Origin of the sequence: Shewanella basaltis (assembly GCF_023283885.1) — a bacterium.
In the GTDB taxonomy this organism is placed as follows: Bacteria; Pseudomonadota; Gammaproteobacteria; order Enterobacterales; family Shewanellaceae; genus Shewanella; species Shewanella basaltis.
In genome coordinates this window covers 1-20557 of sequence record NZ_JAKILA010000027.1, presented here as the reverse complement: position 1 = coordinate 20557, position 20557 = coordinate 1, and the positions used below count along the sequence as shown (strand labels likewise).

Annotated in this window: 17 protein-coding genes; 7 read left to right on the top strand and 10 right to left on the bottom strand. The window is 43.4% G+C overall.

The features are described 5' to 3' along the window. Positions 1–500 precede the first annotated feature (500 nt). Complete coding sequence (locus tag L2703_RS16645) at positions 501–1739, top strand: NADH:flavin oxidoreductase/NADH oxidase family protein (protein ID WP_248972193.1); 1239 nt, start codon at positions 501–503, stop codon at positions 1737–1739. Here L2703_RS16645 and nrdG read toward each other — a convergent pair. The 3 genes from nrdG to rssA all read right to left on the bottom strand — a co-directional run bounded on the left by nrdG (position 1726) and on the right by rssA (position 5536). Then, positions 1726–2196: an anaerobic ribonucleoside-triphosphate reductase-activating protein gene (nrdG, locus tag L2703_RS16640; RefSeq protein WP_248972192.1), complete on the bottom strand. Its 471-nt coding sequence runs from the start codon at positions 2194–2196 to the stop codon at positions 1726–1728. The genes L2703_RS16645 and nrdG overlap by 14 nt on opposite strands. After that, a complete protein-coding gene (gene nrdD / locus L2703_RS16635; RefSeq protein WP_248972191.1) occupies positions 2196–4313 on the bottom strand; it encodes an anaerobic ribonucleoside-triphosphate reductase in 2118 nt (705 codons plus the stop codon). Before nrdD ends, nrdG begins: the two co-directional genes overlap by 1 nt. Positions 4314–4579: 266 nt before the next feature. Continuing rightward, a complete protein-coding gene (rssA, locus tag L2703_RS16630; RefSeq protein ID WP_248972190.1) occupies positions 4580–5536 on the bottom strand; it encodes a patatin-like phospholipase RssA in 957 nt (318 codons plus the stop codon). A 170-nt stretch (positions 5537–5706) separates the two neighbouring features. Here rssA and L2703_RS16625 point away from each other — a divergent pair, with 170 nt between their 5' ends. The 3 genes from L2703_RS16625 to L2703_RS16615 all read left to right on the top strand — a co-directional run bounded on the left by L2703_RS16625 (position 5707) and on the right by L2703_RS16615 (position 8336). Next, positions 5707–7062, top strand: a complete 1356-nt coding sequence (locus L2703_RS16625; RefSeq protein ID WP_248972189.1) for a DEAD/DEAH box helicase — start codon at positions 5707–5709, stop codon at positions 7060–7062. A gap of 105 nt (positions 7063–7167) precedes the next feature. Then, the gene (locus L2703_RS16620) at positions 7168–7605 is read left to right on the top strand and encodes a DUF3010 family protein (RefSeq protein WP_248972188.1); all 438 of its coding nucleotides are present in this window, start codon (positions 7168–7170) and stop codon (positions 7603–7605) included. 131 nt (positions 7606–7736) lie between these two features. Next, positions 7737–8336: a M48 metallopeptidase family protein gene (locus L2703_RS16615; RefSeq protein WP_248972231.1), complete on the top strand. Its 600-nt coding sequence runs from the start codon at positions 7737–7739 to the stop codon at positions 8334–8336. Positions 8337–8414: 78 nt separating this feature from the next. Here L2703_RS16615 and L2703_RS16610 read toward each other — a convergent pair whose 3' ends face one another. Both L2703_RS16610 and L2703_RS16605 read right to left on the bottom strand, forming a co-directional pair. Continuing rightward, positions 8415–8789 carry a VOC family protein gene (locus L2703_RS16610; RefSeq protein ID WP_248972187.1) on the bottom strand — a complete coding sequence of 125 codons (375 nt, stop codon included), beginning with the start codon at positions 8787–8789 and terminating at the stop codon, positions 8415–8417. Then, positions 8790–9227, bottom strand: a complete 438-nt coding sequence (locus L2703_RS16605; protein WP_248972186.1) for a GNAT family N-acetyltransferase — start codon at positions 9225–9227, stop codon at positions 8790–8792. A 660-nt stretch (positions 9228–9887) separates the two neighbouring features. Between L2703_RS16605 and L2703_RS16600 the strand changes: the two genes are divergently transcribed. Continuing rightward, positions 9888–11153: an MFS transporter gene (locus L2703_RS16600; protein WP_248972185.1), complete on the top strand. Its 1266-nt coding sequence runs from the start codon at positions 9888–9890 to the stop codon at positions 11151–11153. A gap of 244 nt (positions 11154–11397) precedes the next feature. Here the strand turns inward: L2703_RS16600 and L2703_RS16595 are convergent, their stop codons facing one another. The 4 genes from L2703_RS16595 to L2703_RS16580 all read right to left on the bottom strand — a co-directional run bounded on the left by L2703_RS16595 (position 11398) and on the right by L2703_RS16580 (position 18827). Next, the gene (locus L2703_RS16595) at positions 11398–12672 is read right to left on the bottom strand and encodes a peptidoglycan DD-metalloendopeptidase family protein (protein ID WP_248972184.1); all 1275 of its coding nucleotides are present in this window, start codon (positions 12670–12672) and stop codon (positions 11398–11400) included. A gap of 318 nt (positions 12673–12990) precedes the next feature. Continuing rightward, complete coding sequence (locus L2703_RS16590; protein WP_248972183.1) at positions 12991–16689, bottom strand: AAA family ATPase; 3699 nt, start codon at positions 16687–16689, stop codon at positions 12991–12993. Next, positions 16686–18005, bottom strand: a complete 1320-nt coding sequence (gene sbcD / locus L2703_RS16585; protein ID WP_248972182.1) for an exonuclease subunit SbcD — start codon at positions 18003–18005, stop codon at positions 16686–16688. The genes L2703_RS16590 and sbcD overlap by 4 nt, the downstream gene beginning before the upstream one ends. A gap of 60 nt (positions 18006–18065) precedes the next feature. Beyond that, complete coding sequence (locus tag L2703_RS16580; protein ID WP_248972181.1) at positions 18066–18827, bottom strand: TSUP family transporter; 762 nt, start codon at positions 18825–18827, stop codon at positions 18066–18068. A 402-nt stretch (positions 18828–19229) separates the two neighbouring features. Here L2703_RS16580 and L2703_RS16575 point away from each other — a divergent pair, with 402 nt between their 5' ends. After that, complete coding sequence (locus L2703_RS16575; protein WP_248972180.1) at positions 19230–19907, top strand: SDR family NAD(P)-dependent oxidoreductase; 678 nt, start codon at positions 19230–19232, stop codon at positions 19905–19907. Positions 19908–19953: 46 nt separating this feature from the next. Here the strand turns inward: L2703_RS16575 and L2703_RS16570 are convergent, their stop codons facing one another. Further along, on the bottom strand, positions 19954–20160 hold the full coding sequence (locus L2703_RS16570) for a hypothetical protein (RefSeq protein WP_188920142.1): 207 nt from the start codon (positions 20158–20160) through the stop codon (positions 19954–19956). A 92-nt stretch (positions 20161–20252) separates the two neighbouring features. On the opposite strand from L2703_RS16570, the gene L2703_RS16565 reads away from it, so the two are divergent. Then, entirely contained in the window at positions 20253–20450 is a 198-nt protein-coding gene (locus tag L2703_RS16565; protein ID WP_248972179.1) for a hypothetical protein, read from the top strand. The last annotated feature ends 107 nt before the right edge of the window (positions 20451–20557 follow it).

Below are 20557 nucleotides of genomic sequence, written 5' to 3'. Positions count from 1 at the left end.
AATAACTAACCTCAACTCTGGATAAGAGATGTATTGATAACGATATAAATCAATAGATTGACTAAAATCCACTGTCAAGCTTGTGATTTGTTTTGCTAACAAGACGAATTAACGCGTCAATAGCTAGCCTATTGCAAGTTAATTCAACGCAGTGAGGAAGGCAAAGGACTGCTTGAAAGGCGTTTGTTATCCAGAGCTGAGGTTAACTAACTTTCAAGGTTGTTTTTGCAGCGAATGGTTGGCCCAAATGGTTCTATTTCGAAGTCACGCCATACAGTGTTAGCTCTTTTAACTCAGCCTCAAAGGAATGCCCCAGCCTCTTTGAGTCTGTTTTATGCTCATTTAAAGGCAGCGCCATTACTGCATCGCAATGCCTTAAAAAGACTCGATGCATTCAGATAATGCGAATGAGGATAAAATACCCTCACGCTTGACACACTATCGCTATAACCACATTACGTGAATAAATAAACGAGTACCGTACACAAGGACATTATTTTATGGCTGACACACTATACACAGCATACACATTACCCAATGGGGCAATCATTCCTAATCGCCTAGTAAAAGCAGCAATGGAAGAAAACCTCGCTAATGGGGCTCAGCAACCAGACTCGGCATTATTTTCACTTTATCAGTCTTGGGCTAAGGGTGGCATTGGCCTAATGATCACAGGAAATGTGATGGTCGATCGTTATGCCATGACAGGTCCTGGAGGGGTTGCTCTCGAGGCGGGTAGTGACCTTGCTCCTTTTACACAATGGGCACAAATCGCCAAACAGCACCAAGCAAGAATATGGATGCAGATTAATCATCCTGGCAGACAAGTGTTTAAAGCCATGGGCGGTAAAAATTTAGCACCATCGCCTATCGCATTAGATTTAGGCAAGCACTCGTCAATGTTCTCCAAGCCACAAGCCATGACTCACGATGATATTGTTGATGTTATTCATCGTTTTGTAACCACGGCAAGTTTAGCCAAGCAAGCCGGGTTTGACGGTGTACAAATCCATGCCGCCCACGGCTATTTACTGGCACAATTTTTGTCTCCGCTCACCAATAAACGCACCGACGAATGGGGCGGAAGCCTTGAAAATAGAGCAAAATTATTACTTGAAATCACTAAACAGGTGAGGCAGCAGTGTGGTGATAAATTTGATATTGCCGTGAAACTAAACTCTGCCGATTTTCAGCGCGGTGGCTTTGATATAGATGATGCCGAAAAAGTGATCAACTTATTAGCCCAATATCGTGTCGATATGGTTGAATTGTCTGGCGGCAGCTATGAAGCACCGGCAATGCAAGGAAGAAGCGCAGATGAGCGCACCCTCGCCCGAGAAGCTTACTTTTTAACACTTACCCAGCAATTGGTTGGCCGCTCGCCCATTCCATTAATGCTCACTGGCGGAATACGCCGTAAAGCCGTTGCAGAACAAGTCATTAATACAGGCTTTGCCCTATGCGGCATGGCTAGCGCCCTAGCCTTTTGTCCTCATTTACCAAACATCTGGCAAACTCAGGCAGAGTTTGCGCCGGCAATACCAAACGTAAACTGGCAAAGCAAACCACTCGCAGGTCTTGCTACAATGGCCATCATTAAACGCCAGTTAAGACGAATGAGCAAAGGCCAACTACCGCAAACAAACGACTCACCATTGTGGAGCCTAGTGCTTGACCAAATTAACATAAAGAAAAGAACCCAGCGCTATCGCAAAAACCTTGGGATCACTCCCGCTTAAAACGATGAACAACTTGATTGCTGCTTCCACGCCATAATAGCGTGGGATCGGCTTTATCTTGTTCAAACTTACCGTCAATCAATACATCAACCAGTTTGATGATTTGCATTTGTTGCTCATTGAGTTCATCAAGTTGATAACCGCTCCAAAGCCAAATGTCCTTTGTAGGACATTCGCATCTCACTCTTTTGACTAACTGAAGTATGGTCTTTATGTTCACCGGATGCAGCGGATCGCCACCACTTAGGGTTAATCCACGCCGCTTTATACGCTCATCATTTAAATCAGCAATAATTTGGTCTTCAAGCGCTTGAATATACAAATGGCCAGCATCTGCTCGCCAAGTGCTTTGGTTATAACATCCTTTGCATGCATGCTCGCAACCGCTGACAAATAAGGTGCAGCGGGTGCCCTCACCATTTACCACATCAACACTATGATAAGCACTGTAATGCATTACAAATGTTTCACTCTGCGTTTAACTTCTTCTTGTTTGCCAAAGTTAAATGGCCGTGCATCTGGGCTGCCTAAATAACCACATACCCGGCGAGTAACCGACACTCTACTGGGCTCATGGTTGCCACATTTAGGGCACACAAACCCTTTGCTGGTACAATTAAACTCGCCGATAAAGCCGCAGTCATAACACTCATCAATTGGTGTATTGGTGCCGTAATAAGGCACACGGCTATAGCTGTAGTCCCACACGTTTTCTAATGCTTCAATATTATGTTGCATATTGGGGTACTCGCCGTAGCAAATAAACCCACCATTGGCGATTGCGGGATAAGGTTGTTCAAAATCAATTTTATCGAACGGGTTCACTTTTTTCTCAACATCTAAATGAAAACTATTGGTGTAGTACCCTTTATCGGTCACCCCTGCAACAACCCCGAACTGCGCGGTATCAAGCTGGCAAAAACGACTGCATAAATTTTCACTTGGGGTGCTGTATAAGCTAAAGCCGTAACCGGTTTCTTGTTTCCACGCGTCAGTGGCTTGCTTAAGTTTACTGATAATTGCCACCGCTTTTTCACGTAAAGCGGCATCATCAAACACATGCTTATCGTGGCCATAAATGGCATTAATGGTTTCGTGTAACCCAATAAAGCCTAATGAAATAGACGCACGGCCATGTTTAAAAATCTCGCTAATGTCATCATCGGCATTTAGGCGCACACCGCATGCACCTTCCATGTATAAAATCGGCGCTACGCGTGCTTTAACCCCTTCTAAACGCGCAATACGGGTATCAAGCGCCTTGCGAGCAATTAATAAGCGTTGATCAAGTAATTGATAAAAGCGTTGCTCATTATTACCCGCTTCTAACGCAATACGCGGTAAATTTAAGCTCACCACCCCTAGGTTGTTGCGCCCTTCGTGTACGAGTTGACCGTCTTCTTCATAAACACCCAAAAATGAGCGACATCCCATTGGAGTTTTAAATGAGCCCGTGACTTTTACCACTTGTTCATGATTTAAAATATCGGGGTACATGCGCATGCTTGAACACGTGAGCGCCATCTTTTTAATGTCGTAATTACAGTCTTGGGCTTTATGGTTTACCCCGTCTTTAATTGCAAAAACCAGTTTAGGAAACACCGCGGTTTTACGGTTTTTCCCCAAACCAGCCATACGAACAGTCAATATCGACTTTTGAATTAATCGCGATTCCCATGAGGTACCTAAGCCAAAACCAAAGGTCACAAAGGGTGTTTGCCCGTTGGCGGTATGCAAAGTATTCACTTCATACTCTAGAGACTGGAAGGCATCGTGACATTCTTTTTCTGTTTGCGTCATCGCAAACCCTTCTTCGTCTGCTACTTGCCACTTTTTAGCAACGCTAAGGTGCTTTTGATAACTCTTTTGCACAAACTCAGCTAACACTTCATCGATACGGTTAATGGTTGTGCCACCATAAATATGGCTCGCCACTTGGGCAATAATTTGCGCAGTGACGGCTGTCGCGGTAGAGATCGATTTAGGGGTGTCAATTTCAGCATTTCCCATTTTAAAACCGTGGGTCAGCATGCCTGCTAAATCAATTAACATGCAGTTAAACATTGGGAAAAAAGGCGCATAGTCTAAATCGTGATAATGGATTTCGCCCTTTTCATGTGCACCAACCACCTCTTTAGGTAACAAATGGGTTTTGGCATAATGCTTGGCCACGATACCGGCTAGCAAGTCCCGTTGAGTCGGAATGACTTTGGCATCTTTATTGGCATTTTCGTTTAAAATCGCGCTGTCAGACTGCTCCACTAACCCCCGAATCGCACAATTTAATTTGCTTTGCGCTTCACGGTGTTTATCACGGTCGTGGCGATATTCAATATAATGGCGAGCAACAGATTTATATGGCCCAGACATGAGTAAATTTTCGACCGCATCTTGCAGTTCATGGATATCTACTTCTTTGCGTTCGGCCATTTGCATTTGAATCGTTTTAGCTAATTCAAGTGCATATTGCTCATCTGCTTGCCCCGCAGAATCCATTGCAGCTAACACCGCATCTTTGATCCGATTAACATCAAACCCAGTCCGGCATCCATCCCTTTTAACCACAACCAGCATACAATTCACCTTTTGTGAATACTGCAAAAACACCATATATCGATGCAGCATAAAAATTTAACACTATATGCTGTGTATTAGGCGCTATTATGGCCTAGGCGTCTTTGATCCAGATCATAAGAAAGTAGTCTGTTTGGTATAACAGTAAAATTGCATTTAGCTCAGTCAACTTAGGCTTAAATGGTAAGCAGCAGGCCATAGGCCTGCCAAAGATATTAATACATGGCCACTCAGGAGGTTTTAAGCCGTTTTAGATTTAGGCGTCGTTATATATTGCTATTACGACTCGACAACGTCGCCTTGAGCAAGTGAGCAATATCTTGCACTGCAGCCTCACCGGCTTTAATGGCCTCTTTGGCTCGGTGAAACTCCATGGTGCCAATATCGACCACATCAGGCACGATATAAATATCAGGTGGTTCCCCCATTAATCGTGAGCGTTTGTGTCTTTGTTCTAAAATGTCCATTGACTGCGACATCACCGCAATCATGCCAGGGTGAGATTTGCTGCCACCAAGGGAAAACTTGTCAGTGAGGCCACTCATGTAATCCTTACCCTTACCCCATAAATCCATAAAACCTGACTCTAATTGAGGCTTCTCATTGATAGGTTGAGCTTTCTTAGGTTCGCGACTTTTCAATTGCTCTGGCAACATGTGCATATGACCGCGACGATGACCATTTAAATCAACCGCTATCACTATATCGACGCCCATGGCACGACATAACGAAACCGGCACAGGGTTTACGACGGCACCATCAACTAACCAACGATTATCTTGTTGCACGGGAGGTAAAAAACCTGGCATTGAACAAGATGCCCGCACGGCATGGCGTAAATTACCTTCTCTAAACCATATTTCTTGACCAGAGTAGAGATCGGTTGCCACGGCCGCAAATGGCCTCTTTAATTGCTCAATATTAAGATCGCCAATACGATTGGCCAATACATCAAATACTTTTTGGCCACTGATTAAACCACCTTTACGCCAGCCTAAATCCATCAGGCCAAGTACGTCCCAGCTTGAAAAACCACTCACCCAGGTTTCAAGTTCAGCTAAATGCTCATTCGCATAAGCCGCGCCTACTAGCGCACCAACAGAACAACCCGCAATTTTATCTGGGTAAATGTCTAACGATGCTAAACCATTTAACACCCCAATATGTGCCCAGCCTTTTGCGGCTCCGCTGCCTAGCACTAATCCTACGGTAGGTTGTGTCATGTTTATTCCTTTTAAACGAGGCATCATTACCATTCAATCAACATCATAAATTTGCACATACTAAGCAAATAAAAGATGTTAAAAAATAGCATAACTAAAGCGACTCTTGTTGGCTATAGCACAGTGAAACAGCTATAATCCTTGGCTTACATTTTTTAGGGGATTTACCTTTGCAATTTACCGATTTTCAGTTGGACAAGCGCCTGCTTGACAGTTTAAAGCACCTTGGCATTACCACGCCTACCGATGTTCAAGCGCAAGCTCTGCCCATTGCCTTATCTGGTAAAGATTTAATGGCTTCGTCTAAAACCGGTTCGGGAAAAACCCTGGCATTTTTATTACCGGCCATGCAACGGGTTATCTCAACTCGAGCTTTGTCTAAAAAAGACCCGCGAGTACTGATTTTATTGCCCACACGCGAGCTGGCACAACAAGTATACGGCCAACTGCGTTTACTTGTGGCTAACACTCAGTACAAGGCCATTAGCGTCTTAGGCGGTGAAAACTTTAACGATCAGGCTAAAGCTTTGGCAAAAGATCCCCATTTTATTGTGGCTACGCCAGGTCGTATTGCAGACCACTTACAGCAGCGCCACTTGTTTTTAAATGGGCTGGAGTTATTGATACTTGACGAAGCAGACCGCATGCTTGACCTTGGTTTTGCGCCACAGTTAAAAGCAATCAATGACGCAGCCGATCATAAACGACGTCAAACCTTGATGTTTTCTGCCACGTTAGATCATGACAGCATCAACGACATAGCTGCCACGTTACTCAAATCACCTAACCACGTGTCAATTGGTGAGTCATATTCAGAACATAAAGACATTGAACAACGCATTATTTTGGTTGACCATTTAGACCATAAACAAGCGCTATTGCAGCATATTTTAACCCAGGAAGCACACAAGCAAGTCATAGTGTTTACAGCAACCCGCTCCGACACAGACCGTTTAGCCACGTTACTTGCCTCGCAAGGTTTTGCGACATCAGCGCTTAGCGGTGATTTAAAGCAATCTGCGCGTAATCAAATCATGGATCAATTTGCTCGTGGTCAATCGCAAATATTGGTCACCACAGATGTGGCATCACGTGGGTTAGATTTAGTAAACGTGTCATTAGTAATTAACTTTGATATGCCAAAGTTTGCTGAAGAATACGTCCATCGCATCGGTCGTACCGGTCGTGCGGGCGCTAAAGGTGATGCCATCTCTTTTGTGGGCCCTAAAGACTGGGACAGCTTTAAAAAAGTGCAGCTGTTTTTACGTAAAAACTTTGAGCCCACAGTGATTGAGGGCATGGAAGCTAAATTCAGTGGCCTTAAAGATAAGCCAGGTGCAGGCAAAATAAGTAGTGCCCCACAAGGCCGCGCGGCAAAAAATACGGCTCAAGCGACTAAAAAACCTAAAACGGCGCCCAAACGTGATAAACGCTTTATCACCAGTGTTGACGTAGGTGATGCACCTATACGCCGCAAAGCTAAACCGATTCAAATTATTGAAGAAGACAATAGCGCTGAAGACTAAATGATGTCTTTAACACAAACCATATAAATGATGACGCATTAGCGTAATCGATTGAACAACGACACGTTAGCAAGCCAACGTGCAGCAAAAACAGTAAGGATTAACATGAAAATTTGTGGTGTAGAATTAAAAGGCGGCGAAGCCATTATCAGTTTACTCACCTATGAAGGTGAAACCTATAACGTGCCTGCGTGCCGTAAAGTGTCATTTAGCGTGTCAAACTCCAACGAAACTGAAAGTATTCGTGAGTTTCATTTTGCGTTTCATAAGCTGATGGAAGATTACAAGGTCGATCAAATCGCCATTATTGAGCGTGAACAAAAAGGTAAATTAGCCGGTAGTGCAACAAGCTTTAAACTTGAAGCTGCCATTCAAATAACCGATCTGCCTGTTAGCCTTATTTCTCCTGTTGCCATTAAAGAGCAGTTAAAGCGTAACCCACCACAGGTTGATTTTGAATCACTGGATCTTAAGCGTGTTCAGCAAAACGCGTTTGATGTGGCTTATGTGCAACACAACCGTATTATTTTTGGTAAAGCGTAAACCGCCACGTTTTGGCGTTACTGCAATAATCAGTAACGCCACTATTATGTCTTTATCATTCACTTTACATTTGCACGCAAGTTGCCTACATGTCAGACAGTAAACCTAAAAGCCGTCAAGCCCCGCCCAAAATGCCATTAAAACTGGCAAGCCAGACATTAAAACCTAAAACTGACATAACTAAACTCGTCACCAGCGCTGATATTAAGCAGCGTCAAAGTGAGCTCAGTGCATTACGTTATTTAAGTGGCTACCGTGCAGAAGTGGTTGAACAGATCAAACAGTTGGTTGACACCCAAGCATTAGGGGCACACTTTTTAAGTCGCTACCCGCGCGTGCATGATATTCGTACCGATAAAGCCTTGTACGATATGACCATTAAGTTAAAAAATACCTTTATGCGTCAATCGGATCCACTCGCAAAAGTGATTTTTGACGACAAAATAAATGTCAGCCATCATGCGCTTGGATTACATTCTTATGTCAATCGACGCCAGGGCAGCAAAGTGAAAGCTAAAAATGAAATCCGTATATCTTCACGCTTAAAGCAGATCCCGTTTGAACTATTGCAAATGGTGGTGGTGCATGAACTCGCCCATCTGCGCGAAAAAGATCACAACAAAGCCTTTTATCAATTGTGCACTTTTATGTTGCCAGACTATCACCAGCTCGAGTTTGATATGCGTGTGTGGTTAGTTGCAGAAGCAGCAGGCCAATCTCCCTACGCTTAAACTTCAGTGAGTGCACGGCAATTTGATTCTTGATTGACTCTGCACCCTAAAACGACACTGAATTGTCGAAAAATTAACTCAAGACTTTACCCGCCAAGGCGGATTTAAACGATTCTCTCCCGCCCAATAAAGCTTTAACTTATTGCCACTGGGGTCAAATAATACCGCCTCTCGCCACAAATAGGCTTCATCTGTGGGTAACTGAGCAAACTCAATCCCTTTTGCTAGCAAGTCATTTACCCAGCTATCTAACTCTGCATGTTCAAAGTAAATCACCGCGCCATTGCCTATCGGTTCTGGTTCAAGTGACAACGAAAACGTACTCTGCCCCATCGGGCATTCAAAGCGCGCATAATGTGGCGTATCAACGATTAAGGTAAATCCCAAAACGTGATAAAAGGCCACCGATTTTTTCATGTCTAATACAGGTAAAGTGACTTGATTAAGATCCATTTAACCCTCGTTGGTTTCGTTGCAAGACAGGTGTTTCATCATAAAATAACGCTCAGGGCTACCCGGAAATTTAGGCACAGTGCCTATGATGATAAAACCTAATTTTTGATAAAACCCTGGCGCTTGAAAATCCAGGGTATCAAGTTGTGCAATCAGACACCCCCGCTTAATGGCTTGCGTTTGTGCTACCTGCATCAACTTTTGACCTAAGCCTTGCCCTCTATAATGTGCATCAATCCACACCAAATTAATCAGCAAGTTTTTGTAAATAGTTCGCCCTGCTACGCCACCAATAATGTCACCTGTAGTGTTTCTTGCAACGATTGTCAGTGGTTGTGTTGCCTCATCACCTAAATGTTCAACATTAAATTGACGCAAACCAGCAGTGAGTTGCCCCACCACATCGTTGGCTTCTTGGTCAATAATTTCAATGTTCAAAACCGAGTCCCTCTAATTGCACATAAGTAAAGTTGAGTTTAATCGCTAACCTATAGAAATACGCAGCCAAGCAATAATTGAGTATCAAAATCAGTTGCCAGGGCGCAATTTTCACGCCCTGGCAAACAGGCATAGTAACGACTTAAAACGGTACGATACGTGATTAGGCTTGCACTTTATTTTCAACTCAGCAGATCAAATATAGGCAAACATAGCCCGAATTAACTTACGATTTAACCTCTTTGTGAACAAATCTAATCACAACAATTAATTTAGCCATGTTGATAGATATAAAGGGTCAATATTGTTCGATTTCGGTGCAATGCTGCTCAACATTACACCATTGTCATAGACCTCTGCACAAATAAATCACTAAAAAAACCTCAAGACCATGATTTACAATATAAAAATATTACCCCTAGATTTGGCATAAATCTTCCTTTCATTTTATGTCGCACTGAAATGAGCTATCACAGGCTATAGCAATAACCACTGGCGTGTATTGCAACATCATCGCCCTGTTCTGTGTTATGTCGCACGCAGCGCTGTATTGAGCGTAATCAAACAGGCCCTAGGGCTCATTCTGATCTTATGACAATCAACCTTGGTTCTTGCTATGTAAATTAATCATTTACTGCATAAGCAACCTATTGGAGTCACATGTTAAACGCGTTAATCCCACTTTCAGCATTACTCATATCGAATGCATTTTTAATTCTTGGCCATGGTTTATTGCTCACATTACTGCCCATTGCAGCCAGTGGAGCTGGTTTTAGTGACACACAAGTGGCATTAACCGGTTCAGGCTACTTTTTGGGGTTTGTTTCTGGCTGTTTGGCCACCCCCTTAATGTTAAAACGAGTGGGCCATATTCGCAGTTTTGCAGTGTTGGCAACCTGTTACTCCGTGGTCATTTTAGTGTTTCCTTTACTGCCCGAGTTTTACAGTTGGATGTTGTTAAGATTCTTGATAGGAGTGATGATTTCAGGGTTATACATGATCATCGAAAGCTGGTTAAATGGCACATCCACAGCCACGAATAGAGGCACAATACTGTCTATCTACACCACGCTCAATTTACTTATGGTGATGTGTGGTCAACAGCTGTTTAACTTAGGTAGCGAGCGTGAATCGATGCTATTTGGTCTTGCCGCTATTTTTATCTCTATCGCCATTATTCCGGTGTCACTAACACGTTCATCAGCACCTGCGGTGGTGAAACAAGTTAAGTTGAATATGCCTAAGGTGTGGCAACACTCTCATGTTGCATTGATTGGGGCCGTGGTGGCAGGGTTTGTCACAGGTGCATTTTGGGCATTAGCCCCTATCTACGCTAAAGATAATGGTTTTGATAGTATTCAATTGGGCGCATTTTTATCTGCAACAGTGCTTGGTGGTGCTTGTTTTCAGGTGCCATTAGGTAAATTATCTGACAGGTTTGATAGACGCAGCGTCTTGATGTTTACAGCTGTTGCCGGCTCCCTAGTATCACTTTTATTTGTTACCCTTCCTTACTTCATCATATCCTTTGGCGGTTGGCCTGCTGCAATATCGGCTTTTTTTTGGGGCGGAACCTGCATGACGTTATACGCAATATGCCTAGCCCACGCTAATGACAACGCCACCGCTGAAGACTTTGTTGAAATAAGCAGTGCCATGCTTATTACGCTTGGCCTATCGTCTGCCATAGGTGCGCCAATGGCTTCGCTTGCCATGGGATTATTGGGCGCCAAAGGGTTATACGCTTTTACCAGTTTGTGTTTAGCTGTTTTCTTCATCATTGTGCTATTAAGACGCCGAAGCCACACAATCCCGGCAAGCCTCGAAACCAAAGAAAGCTTTCGGGCTGTCACCGATATGGCCAGCCCAACAGCTTATGAAATGGACCCCAGAACCGAAGCCGATGCAGATAATGTTAGGCGATAATGCCAATCAGGATAAATAAGTGATCAAACATTGCGTAGGAAAAATCGTTTAAACAAGGCAGAAATTGCAGCAAACGAGTTGTTCTAACTTCAACATGTCTAACGACGTTATAAGCGATGTTAACCAATAAGCATGATCACGTTTTTGTGCTGTTTGGTAAAAAAGACGATAAACAACTGATAATAAAAAATGCAGCTTTTAGGCTGCATTTTTTAATGAGTAAGTTAACTTACACTGAGTGTGATTAGCCTAAGTCCATCATCATTGTGCGGCTGCGCACTAATGCCTGAAACTCTTGTAATTGCTTTTTAGGTAATACTTTGGCTTCTGCAATGTTGGCTTTCATTGCATCAACTGGGCGACCGTTAACAATAAATTCATAGTGTAAATGTGGGCCGGTGGAAGCACCTGTATTACCCGATAACGCAATCACTTGACCACGAGTAACGCGCTGGCCTTTTTTCACTAAAAACTTAGACAAGTGCAGGTAGCGAGTACGTACTTTATTGTCATGTTCAATCACAATGTAGTTACCCGCAAACGCATGTTTAGTCACCATGGTCACTACGCCATCACCAGGGGCAACAACTCGAGTACCAATCGGTGTGGCAAAATCGGTTCCGTTATGTGGGCGAATGCGACCTGTTATTGGGTGCTTACGCGCAGGGTTAAAACGCGACGTTAGCCTTACCTTGCGGTCTAAAGGAATACGTTGAAATGCTGGCGCTAAACTCTGGCCATTAATGTCGTAAAAATTACCATCGGTATTTTGAAACGCGGTAATTTCACGACGACCGGTATTAATGCGAATACCTTCAATAGAGGTGGCACCTGTTGGCTCACCTTCAACAAATTGATCGTTAACCAACACCGAGAAGGTATCACCTGCACGTAATTCACGTGAAAAGTTGAGTTTCGATTTTAATAGTGATTCGACTTTTTGAATTTCGGCTGCACTTAAACCCGCATTTTTAGCAGACACATAAAACGAGCCGTTAATTTCACCGCCAACAATACGATTTTGCCAAATACCGTTAATATTAATGTCTTTGACCTCAAAACTGCCATCGTCAAAACGGGTAAATACAACTTGATGTGCTGGATTGAAATACAATTCTAATTTTTCAAGTTCGCCATTGGCATTATCCCAAAACTGGATGCGGTTACCCGGTAATAAGGTGTCTAAGGCCAATACCTCTAAATCGGCCTCAAGCACTTTATACATGGTGCGTTGATCAATACCAGCAAGCTCGAATAAATGACTTAAGGTGTCACCAGGTTCAATCACTCGGTCTAATATCGGTGTGGCTTGATGCGCGATAACGGGTGTTTGCTCTTGTTGAGCAATATGTGGCAACAAAGAGTCTATGTCTATCGCCACTGGAATACGTTGTGATGAAAACTCTTGTTGTGTTGGCCATAATAATGCGGCTCCGACAACAAACACACTGGCAAGTAATAACTTTTTGTGCAAGTTAGGTAAGCTCAACGAACTTACATCTGGCCTTTGAAAGCCCATAATTCTACTCATTAGCAATGTCTAATCCACCCTAAAAGATGACGCTTTATATTTATTGTTTTTCTTTTACTGCAAATTGTTATTGCGAAGTTAAACGCAGAGGTACACCTGCGAATTCACATCGTTTTTATCATAAATATGGCCCAATATTTGATACTACGCCGTCCGGTAAAACTGCTTAAAACAAGGACTTTTGCACTCAAACTGCATATCAACGCTCTTTTATATCAAAAAATAGTCATATTACAAATATAAAATGACATTTATTTAATATTTAATTTGAACTCGATTACAGTAATCACGGGAGTTTGAAGCCGATCAAAATGCACTGACGGCAAATTCATTCTGTAATTTACTGATGCCAAGCCCATTCATTTTATTCACTTTTATCTGCACACTTATTCGCTCTTTCATTGCTTCAATATGGCTAATCACACCAATCATTTTGCCCGACGCATTTAAGTTATCGAGTGCATCTAATGCCGTATCCAATGTTTGGCTGTCCAACGTACCAAAGCCTTCATCTAAAAACAGTGAGTCAATGCTCGTTTTATGACTTACAAGGTCAGAAAGCGCCAAGGCAAGGGCTAAACTCACTAAAAAGCTTTCGCCACCCGACAAGGTTCTGGTATCGCGCACGGCATCTCCTTGCCAGGTATCGAGTACTTGTAGTTCAAGGGCGTCAGACTCTTTGCGCTCCAATAGGTAACGTCCTTGGAGGCGTTCTAGTTGTCGATTTGCTAACGCCACTAAATGGTCTAAAGTAAGCCCTTGGGCAAATTTACGGAACTTATCGCCCTTTTGTGAACCTATTAACGAATGTAAATAAGCTAAATCATCGTATTCTTGTTGCAGTTGAGCGTGCTCAATTAGCCGTTGTTGCTGCCCTGCTCTTTTACCCGCATCTTGCTCGAGTTCGTGAGTTAAACGCCACAAGGTTTGTTTATGTTGCTGCATTTCAGCGTCGAGCGCTTGGTGCTTGTGTGCAATAACCTCCTGTTGAGTCACATCATAAGCATGCTGTTTACCCAGTTGAGTCAGCTCTGCTTGCCTTGCTAAAGCGTGCTCAACTAAGGTGCTTGCTTTAACAATATCATTATCGAGCTGTTGCTTAAGCTGTTGTAATGTTTCACGCTCAAGTGGCGTCAATAATGCAGCATTAAATGCTGTTTCATCGGTAAATGGACTCTGTTGTAATGCATCTTGCCATTGTGCTTGCAGTTGTTGTAACTCTTGTACTGCATCGGCCTTTTGACGAGTCACACCTTGCAACTGAACCCCTAACGCTGAATGTTTTTTATCTGCCGCTTGTAATTGCTGTTCTGCTAGTGCCAATTGTTGCTGAGCTTTCTCTAACGTCTGCTGGCTGAGTTGCTTTTCATCATCAACCACTTTGTCTGCAAACAGGCTTTGACGCTTGGCTTGTAAGCTTTCAAGTTGCTGCTGTACTTGGTCAAGCTGTTGCTGCTTGACGGTTAACTGCTCATTTATCTCGGTGAGTTGTTGCTGGTGAGTGGTCAGCTTCTCGCGGGTTATTGTCAATTGTTGTTGGTTGTAGACAGCTTGTTGTTGCGCCTCGGTCCACTCTGTTAACTGTTGTTGTAATGCCGCTAACCACTGCGAGACTTCTTGAGGCGTTGGCGCGCTCAAGCCATTGGCGGTAATGTGCTTTGTGAGCAGATGAACCATATCAGTTTGTTGCTCGGTTAGGGTGTCAATCCGCTGCTGCTGTGCCACAAGACTTTGTTTGGCATTTTCTAGTTGTTGTGTCAGCAAACCTTGTTGATTAATCAGCTGGCTCAAGGCTTGTTCAGCTTGAACACATTGCTGTTGATCTTGATGCAAGGTTTTTTGGCATTGATTGAGCTCAGTGAGCTTTGTCGCTAATTGCTGCTGCACAGTGTCAGCAGTGGCAATGTATTCATCCAACATTGATTGCTGTTGAGTATCGAGGGCTAAACTCACAGATAAGGCATGAGTTTGCTGCTGCCATTGTTGTTCGATATTGAGCAATTCGGCTTGTGTCTGTTTTAGTAACGTTGCGCTGTGATCAAATTTGACTTGCAGTGCCGTTTGTTGGTTTTTAAGCAGCTCACCTTGCTTTTGGATGCTGTCGAGTTCAGTTTGTAATTGTTGTGCCCGTTGCTCAGTGGCTGACACATTAAGCGCCTCATAGCGCTCCACTAATGGATGCTCAGTCGACCCACACAAGGCACAGGGTTCGCCTGCTTTTAATTTGGCTCGCTCTAAAGTCAAATTAGCGATTTGCTGCTCTTGTTGCAACAAGGTTTGTACATCTTTAACTTGTTGATTTTTATCACTCCACTGCGCTCGAACGGCAGTTAATGATTGCGTGGTAGTTTGCAGTTCATTGCCAAACTGAGCCGACTCTTGGCTCAATTGCTGATATTGCTGTTGTGAGCGCGAAAATTGCGTAAACAGTTGGCTAAGCTGATAACGTCCAGCCTGTTGGTCAACACATTGCTGATATTGCGCGCTAATTTGCGACTCATCTTCACCGGCCAATAAGTTTGCCAACGCTTGTTGGCTCTTTGTTTGCTGCGCGCGTAGTTGAGTGAGTAACGATTGCGCTTGCGTGATTTGTGGACTCAATTGGTCTAACGAAGCCTGAGTCTGCTCGGTACTGAGTTGATGTTGTTGCCTTTGCTGTTCAAGCTGTGTCAGTTGCTCAGTTAATTGCTGCACCTGAGCGTATTGCGATTGCCACGCGCCAAAGGCTTTTTCAATATCTTGCCCCTGTGGCAGCGCATTAAGTTGTTGCTCAATCTTTTGCTTATCAGCACCGAGTGATTGTTGCTGGCTTAACAGTTGTTGTAGCTGTTGTTGCGCTTTGTGTTGTTGTGACTGAGTCGTCTGATAACCCGATAACACCTGCGATAGCTGATAATTAACCTGTTGGATCTGTTGATCAAGCGGCACGACTTGTTGGTCAATTAAAGTCAATAAGGCTTTATGTGCTTGGCTCTTGTGTTCAAGCTGTTGCTGATGTTGACGATGTTGTGTCTGATGGGCCAATAACTCAGATTGTGCCAACTGCGACTGTTCATCAAGCTCAGTTATTTGGGTAGCCAAGGCCGTGACTTTTTGCTGCGCTTTTTGTTGTTGCTCAAATAAAGGGGCTATGCGCTGAGCAGGCTCGCTGTGTGCCAATTGTGTCAGGTCACCTTGATGTTGCTGCTGGCGCTCAATGGCTTGTTGTTTTTGCTCACTGGCACGACTTAACGCAGTTTGTGCTTGTTGTGTGTTATCGGCCCAAGTTAAATACGCGCTAAATTGGGACACCTGTGATTGCTGCTCACTTAAGGTTTGGTTGAGCTGCTCAATGTGCAACTCTTGCGCTTTACGCTGCTCATCATCTAATAATTCAACACTGCTAAGCTTGGCTTCTAACACTTTTAAATTGGTTTTAGCATCGCTAAAGTGCTGGTGTACACGCGCCGAAATTAAACTGTAAATTTCAGTACCAGTGAGTTCTTCTAATAGCTCTGCACGCTCGTTCGCCTCGGCGTTTAAAAACGCTGCAAACTGCCCTTGAGATAACATCATCGATTTAGTAAAGCGGGCAAAATCAAGGCCAGTAATGTCTTCAATCAACTCTGTTTTGCGTTTAATCTGGCTAGCAAGAATTTTACCATCACTTAACTTAGCCAGTTCAACTTGTGCATCTTGCAGATTGCCATCAGCCTTATCGCGTGAACGACGCTGACTCCAAAAGGCGCGATATGCTTCGCCTTTTACTTCAAACTCCACTTCTGCCAGGCATTCTGCTGTGCCACGGGTCATTAACTCGTTGGTGGTTTTAGAAATGTTATTTAATCTTGGGGTGCGATGATAAAGCGCTAAGCAAATGGCATCTAAAATCGTGGTTTTGCCCGCGCCCGTTGGCCCGGTAATCGCAAATAAGCCATTTTCAGCAAAGGGAGATTGGGTAAAATCGATTTTCCACTCATTTTTAAGAGAGTTAATGTTTTTAAAACGAAGGCTTAATATTCTCATGATGCTTGACCTTCTTGCTCACGCTTAGCATTTATTGATTCATGCAATATGTGGCTGGCAGCAGAATCTTGATTGAGCATTTCCGCCTCGACTTCAGACACCACTTGGCTAAATCGTTGTTTGATGCGACTAAGCTGCGCTTGTTGTGCCTCGCTTTCAAACTGTTCTTGGGCTAATCGTCTGGCAAAGACGTCGTTGACACTTAACTCTGATAATGTCTCGTTATCAAGCTGCTTAATGTGTTGTTGCCGTTGGCTTTTAGCACGTTTAAGTTGTAAGACTTCGACTGCTTTTTCTTGAGACATGTCTGCAATACGCGACTGTAAATCAGATAAATAATCTTGCTGCGACACTTCAATGCTTAACCAAGTTGTTTGTTCTGTGGCGTGTTTATCTTCAAAAGTACTGAGTTGTTGCGCAATACTGTCCAGGTCGCCTTTTAACACCTGCATAGCTTGAAACATCGGCACCATCAATGGCGTAACTTGCGCCAATTTTGTGTCAACAAATTCAACTAAAAACACAGATTTTTGAGCTTCATTTTGGCTTGTTAGCTCATCAAAGCTTAATGCAATAGGGGAGCCGCTATAACGAATGTGTTCAGACTTCGCCACCACTTGCGCGCGATGAATATGCCCAAGGGCGATATAATCCGCAGCAGGAAACAAATTGGCATTAAATGCATCTAAACTGCCAATATAGATGTCGCGTACAGACTCCGATGTACTGGCGCCCACAGTCGTTAAATGCCCTGTTGCAACAATAGGTACCGGCTTAGGTAACGAAGTATTTAACTCGGTTGCATGCGCAAAACACCCCTGGTAAAGCTGGCTTATGGCTTCACCCAGTTTATGTTGCTTATCACTCGATGATTCACCAGACTCACTCAATACGATGTCACGTGGGCGCAGGAACGGCAAACCACACAAAATTGCCCCAACCTCACCTTGTCGATTATGAAGCGGCATGACATGTTCACTCACTCGGTCAAACGCCCCCGGGATCACAGTGGTGTGCAGACAAGCTAATAACTCTCGAGATTCACTTAAGGTTGATACAGAGTCATGGTTGCCACCTAATATTACCAGCTTACAACCAGTGTGTTGAATTTGAACAATAAATTGATTGTAAAGTGCTCGAGCATAACTAGGTGGGGTACCGGTATCGAAAATATCACCGGCAACAATTAACGCATCAACCTGATGTAGAGTAATTTGCTCAAGTAACCATGCCATAAAAGCCTGATGTTCCGCCGCGCGGCTTTTACCATAAAAATACTGGCCTAGGTGCCAATCTGATGTGTGAATGATGCGCATAACATCCCTTTAATTAACAGTATCATTGAATGCAAACTCTATTGGTATGGAGCAAAGATGTTACATATATTGCGACCATAATAATTTGACACTCATGCCCAATGACATGATAACCACCAGTGGCTTAATAATTTTAACCCCCTTAGTGACCACTAAACGTGAGCCAAGGGTTGCACCGATAGATTGTCCCACCAGCATAATGAGCCCTAAAACGATGACCACTTGACCACCAATTAAAAAGAAAATAAGCGAGGCAATGTTGGTGGCAAAATTAAGTAGTTTGGCATGTGCGGTGGCTTTAGCGAGGCCAAACCCGGCAAGAGACACAAACGCCAGAGCAAAAAAACTGCCCGTACCAGGACCAAAAAAGCCATCGTAAAACCCCACTCCCAGTGCTGCAGTAAAGGCAAATACACTTGGGGTTAATACTTGTTGGCGGTCAGTTTCACTGATTTTTTTAGAAAATAAAAAGTAGCAACCAATCGCTAAAATTAAAAACGGTAACACCAGTTCGAGGAGTTTGGCATCAATCATTTGTACCAGCATGGTACCAATGGCCGCACCAATAAAAGCACATATCAACGATAATCGAATACTGCGTAAATCAACCATGCCTTTGCGCACAAAATATAAACTGGCAAAAAAGCTGCCGCCACAGGCTTGCAGTTTGTTCGTGCCTAATGCCGCTGCAGGAGGTAAACCGGCCCACAATAACGCGGGGATAGTCAGTAGCCCGCCACCGCCGGCAATAGAGTCGATAAAACCTGCAATTAAAGCAACAACAAATAAGATAAGCGCAATTTGGAGCGTAAGTTCAAACATTAAGATTCTCGTTATTAGCGATCGATATGATGTCTACAAGCAAGGCGTTATTAGACAATCTTTAACACCAAAATACAAAGCGTTATTTATTCATACTTAACCTCAACTCTGGATAAGAGATGTATTGATAACGATATAAATCAATAGATTGACTAAAATCCACTGTCAAGCTTGTGATTTGTTTTGCTAACAAGGCGAATTAACGCGTCAATAGCTAGCCTATTGCAAGTTAATTCAACGCAGTGAGGAAGGCAAAGGACTGCTTGAAAGGCGTTTGTTATCCAGAGCTGAGGTTACTTACTGAATGAGGACTTAATCCGCCATTCACTCTTGCCATGATTGCGGTTTGTATACGCATTGGTATAGTGACCAGCTTAGTGAAAATTGCCATAAAGGATTATTATGATTGTTATTACTGGCGCCAGTAGTGGCTTAGGGGCGGCACTGGCCTATCAATATGCAACTGACAATTGCCAACTGCTGATCAGCGGTCGCAGCCAACAAAAACTGACTGCAGTGACAGCAAAACTGACCGCAACGCAGCAAGCGAATGTAACCACACACGTCGCTGATTTGTGTATTGCTGAACAAGTGAGTCATTTATTTTCGCAATTGTCGACGCCGCCCACAACGGTAATTCATTGTGCTGGTAGTGGTTACTTTGGGCCTATAGAGCAACAAAGCCCGCAAGGGATTAATCAACTCATTAGCAACAACCTCACCTCAAGCATTTTGGTATTACGTGAACTCGTCAGTCGTTATCGTGATCATAAGGTTAACGTAGTGGTGGTGATGTCGACAGCAGCCCAAGCTGGTAAAGCAAATGAATCGACTTATTGCGCGGTAAAATGGGCGGTAAAAGGGTTAGTTGAATCATTAAGGTTAGAGCTAAAAGCGAGCCCAATGAAGTTGATTGCGGCTTACCCGGGCGGAATGGCGACCGATTTTTGGTCTACCAGCGGCAAAGAGATTGACACATCTAGCTTTATGACAGCCGATGAAGCAGCGCTGATGCTAAAAAATGCGTTAGTGGCAACCGAACATGGTTATGTGTCTGATTTAACCATTAACCGTGGTTAATCTCATGCTGATATTGCACAATAATAGTTTGCGATATTGGTAGGCGTTACTTTTTAGGTAACTGTGGCTTTGTTGACCAGTACCAGCAAAATACCCAACCTGCTGGTGCAAAAATAACATTGAGCAAAATGGCATAAAAGCCAATTAAGGGTAAGTTTGTCGTTTTACCTTTGGCAAACTTTAAGGTAAAAAACACCACAATGATGGTGAGAACAAAGATAATTTGACCTATTTTTGTGGCATTAACATCCATAATATTCCCTTATTTGACTCTGTAATCATTGAACGAATTTTTTCAATAAGCTAAAGACATGGTTAACATTTTCTAATTAACAGGTTACTAAAATGCATAACAAAATCATCTTAATATTAGCGCTGGGTATGATGCTGTGCTTATCGGCATGTGCAGAATTAAAGCAAACTGGCAGAGAAATTGGCCACACAACCAAAAAGGTCACCACGGCAATTGGGCACGGCACACGTGACACAGTAAAAGCCATTGGCCGAGAAACCAAAGAAGTGGTAGAAGAAATCAAAGAATAATCAACCTCAGCTCTGGATAACAAACGCCTTTCAAGCAGTCCTTTGCCTTCCTCACTGCGTTGAATTAACTTGCAATAGGCTAGCTATTGACGCGTTAATTCGCCTTG

Bases quoted from the DNA above. Each gene is read 5' to 3' on its own strand.
- L2703_RS16645 (WP_248972193.1), top strand. From the start codon at position 501: ATGGCTGACACACTATACACAGCATACACATTACCCAATGGGGCAATC.
- nrdG (WP_248972192.1), bottom strand. From the start codon at position 2,196: ATGCATTACAGTGCTTATCATAGTGTTGATGTGGTAAATGGTGAGGGC.
- nrdD (WP_248972191.1), bottom strand. From the start codon at position 4,313: ATGCTGGTTGTGGTTAAAAGGGATGGATGCCGGACTGGGTTTGATGTT.
- rssA (WP_248972190.1), bottom strand. From the start codon at position 5,536: ATGACACAACCTACCGTAGGATTAGTGCTAGGCAGCGGAGCCGCAAAA.
- L2703_RS16620 (WP_248972188.1), top strand. From the start codon at position 7,168: ATGAAAATTTGTGGTGTAGAATTAAAAGGCGGCGAAGCCATTATCAGT.
- L2703_RS16615 (WP_248972231.1), top strand. From the start codon at position 7,737: ATGCCATTAAAACTGGCAAGCCAGACATTAAAACCTAAAACTGACATA.
- L2703_RS16610 (WP_248972187.1), bottom strand. From the start codon at position 8,789: ATGGATCTTAATCAAGTCACTTTACCTGTATTAGACATGAAAAAATCG.
- L2703_RS16600 (WP_248972185.1), top strand. From the start codon at position 9,888: ATGTTAAACGCGTTAATCCCACTTTCAGCATTACTCATATCGAATGCA.
- L2703_RS16595 (WP_248972184.1), bottom strand. From the start codon at position 12,672: ATGGGCTTTCAAAGGCCAGATGTAAGTTCGTTGAGCTTACCTAACTTG.
- L2703_RS16590 (WP_248972183.1), bottom strand. From the start codon at position 16,689: ATGAGAATATTAAGCCTTCGTTTTAAAAACATTAACTCTCTTAAAAAT.
- sbcD (WP_248972182.1), bottom strand. From the start codon at position 18,005: ATGCGCATCATTCACACATCAGATTGGCACCTAGGCCAGTATTTTTAT.
- L2703_RS16580 (WP_248972181.1), bottom strand. From the start codon at position 18,827: ATGTTTGAACTTACGCTCCAAATTGCGCTTATCTTATTTGTTGTTGCT.
- L2703_RS16575 (WP_248972180.1), top strand. From the start codon at position 19,230: ATGATTGTTATTACTGGCGCCAGTAGTGGCTTAGGGGCGGCACTGGCC.
- L2703_RS16570 (WP_188920142.1), bottom strand. From the start codon at position 20,160: ATGGATGTTAATGCCACAAAAATAGGTCAAATTATCTTTGTTCTCACC.
- L2703_RS16565 (WP_248972179.1), top strand. From the start codon at position 20,253: ATGCATAACAAAATCATCTTAATATTAGCGCTGGGTATGATGCTGTGC.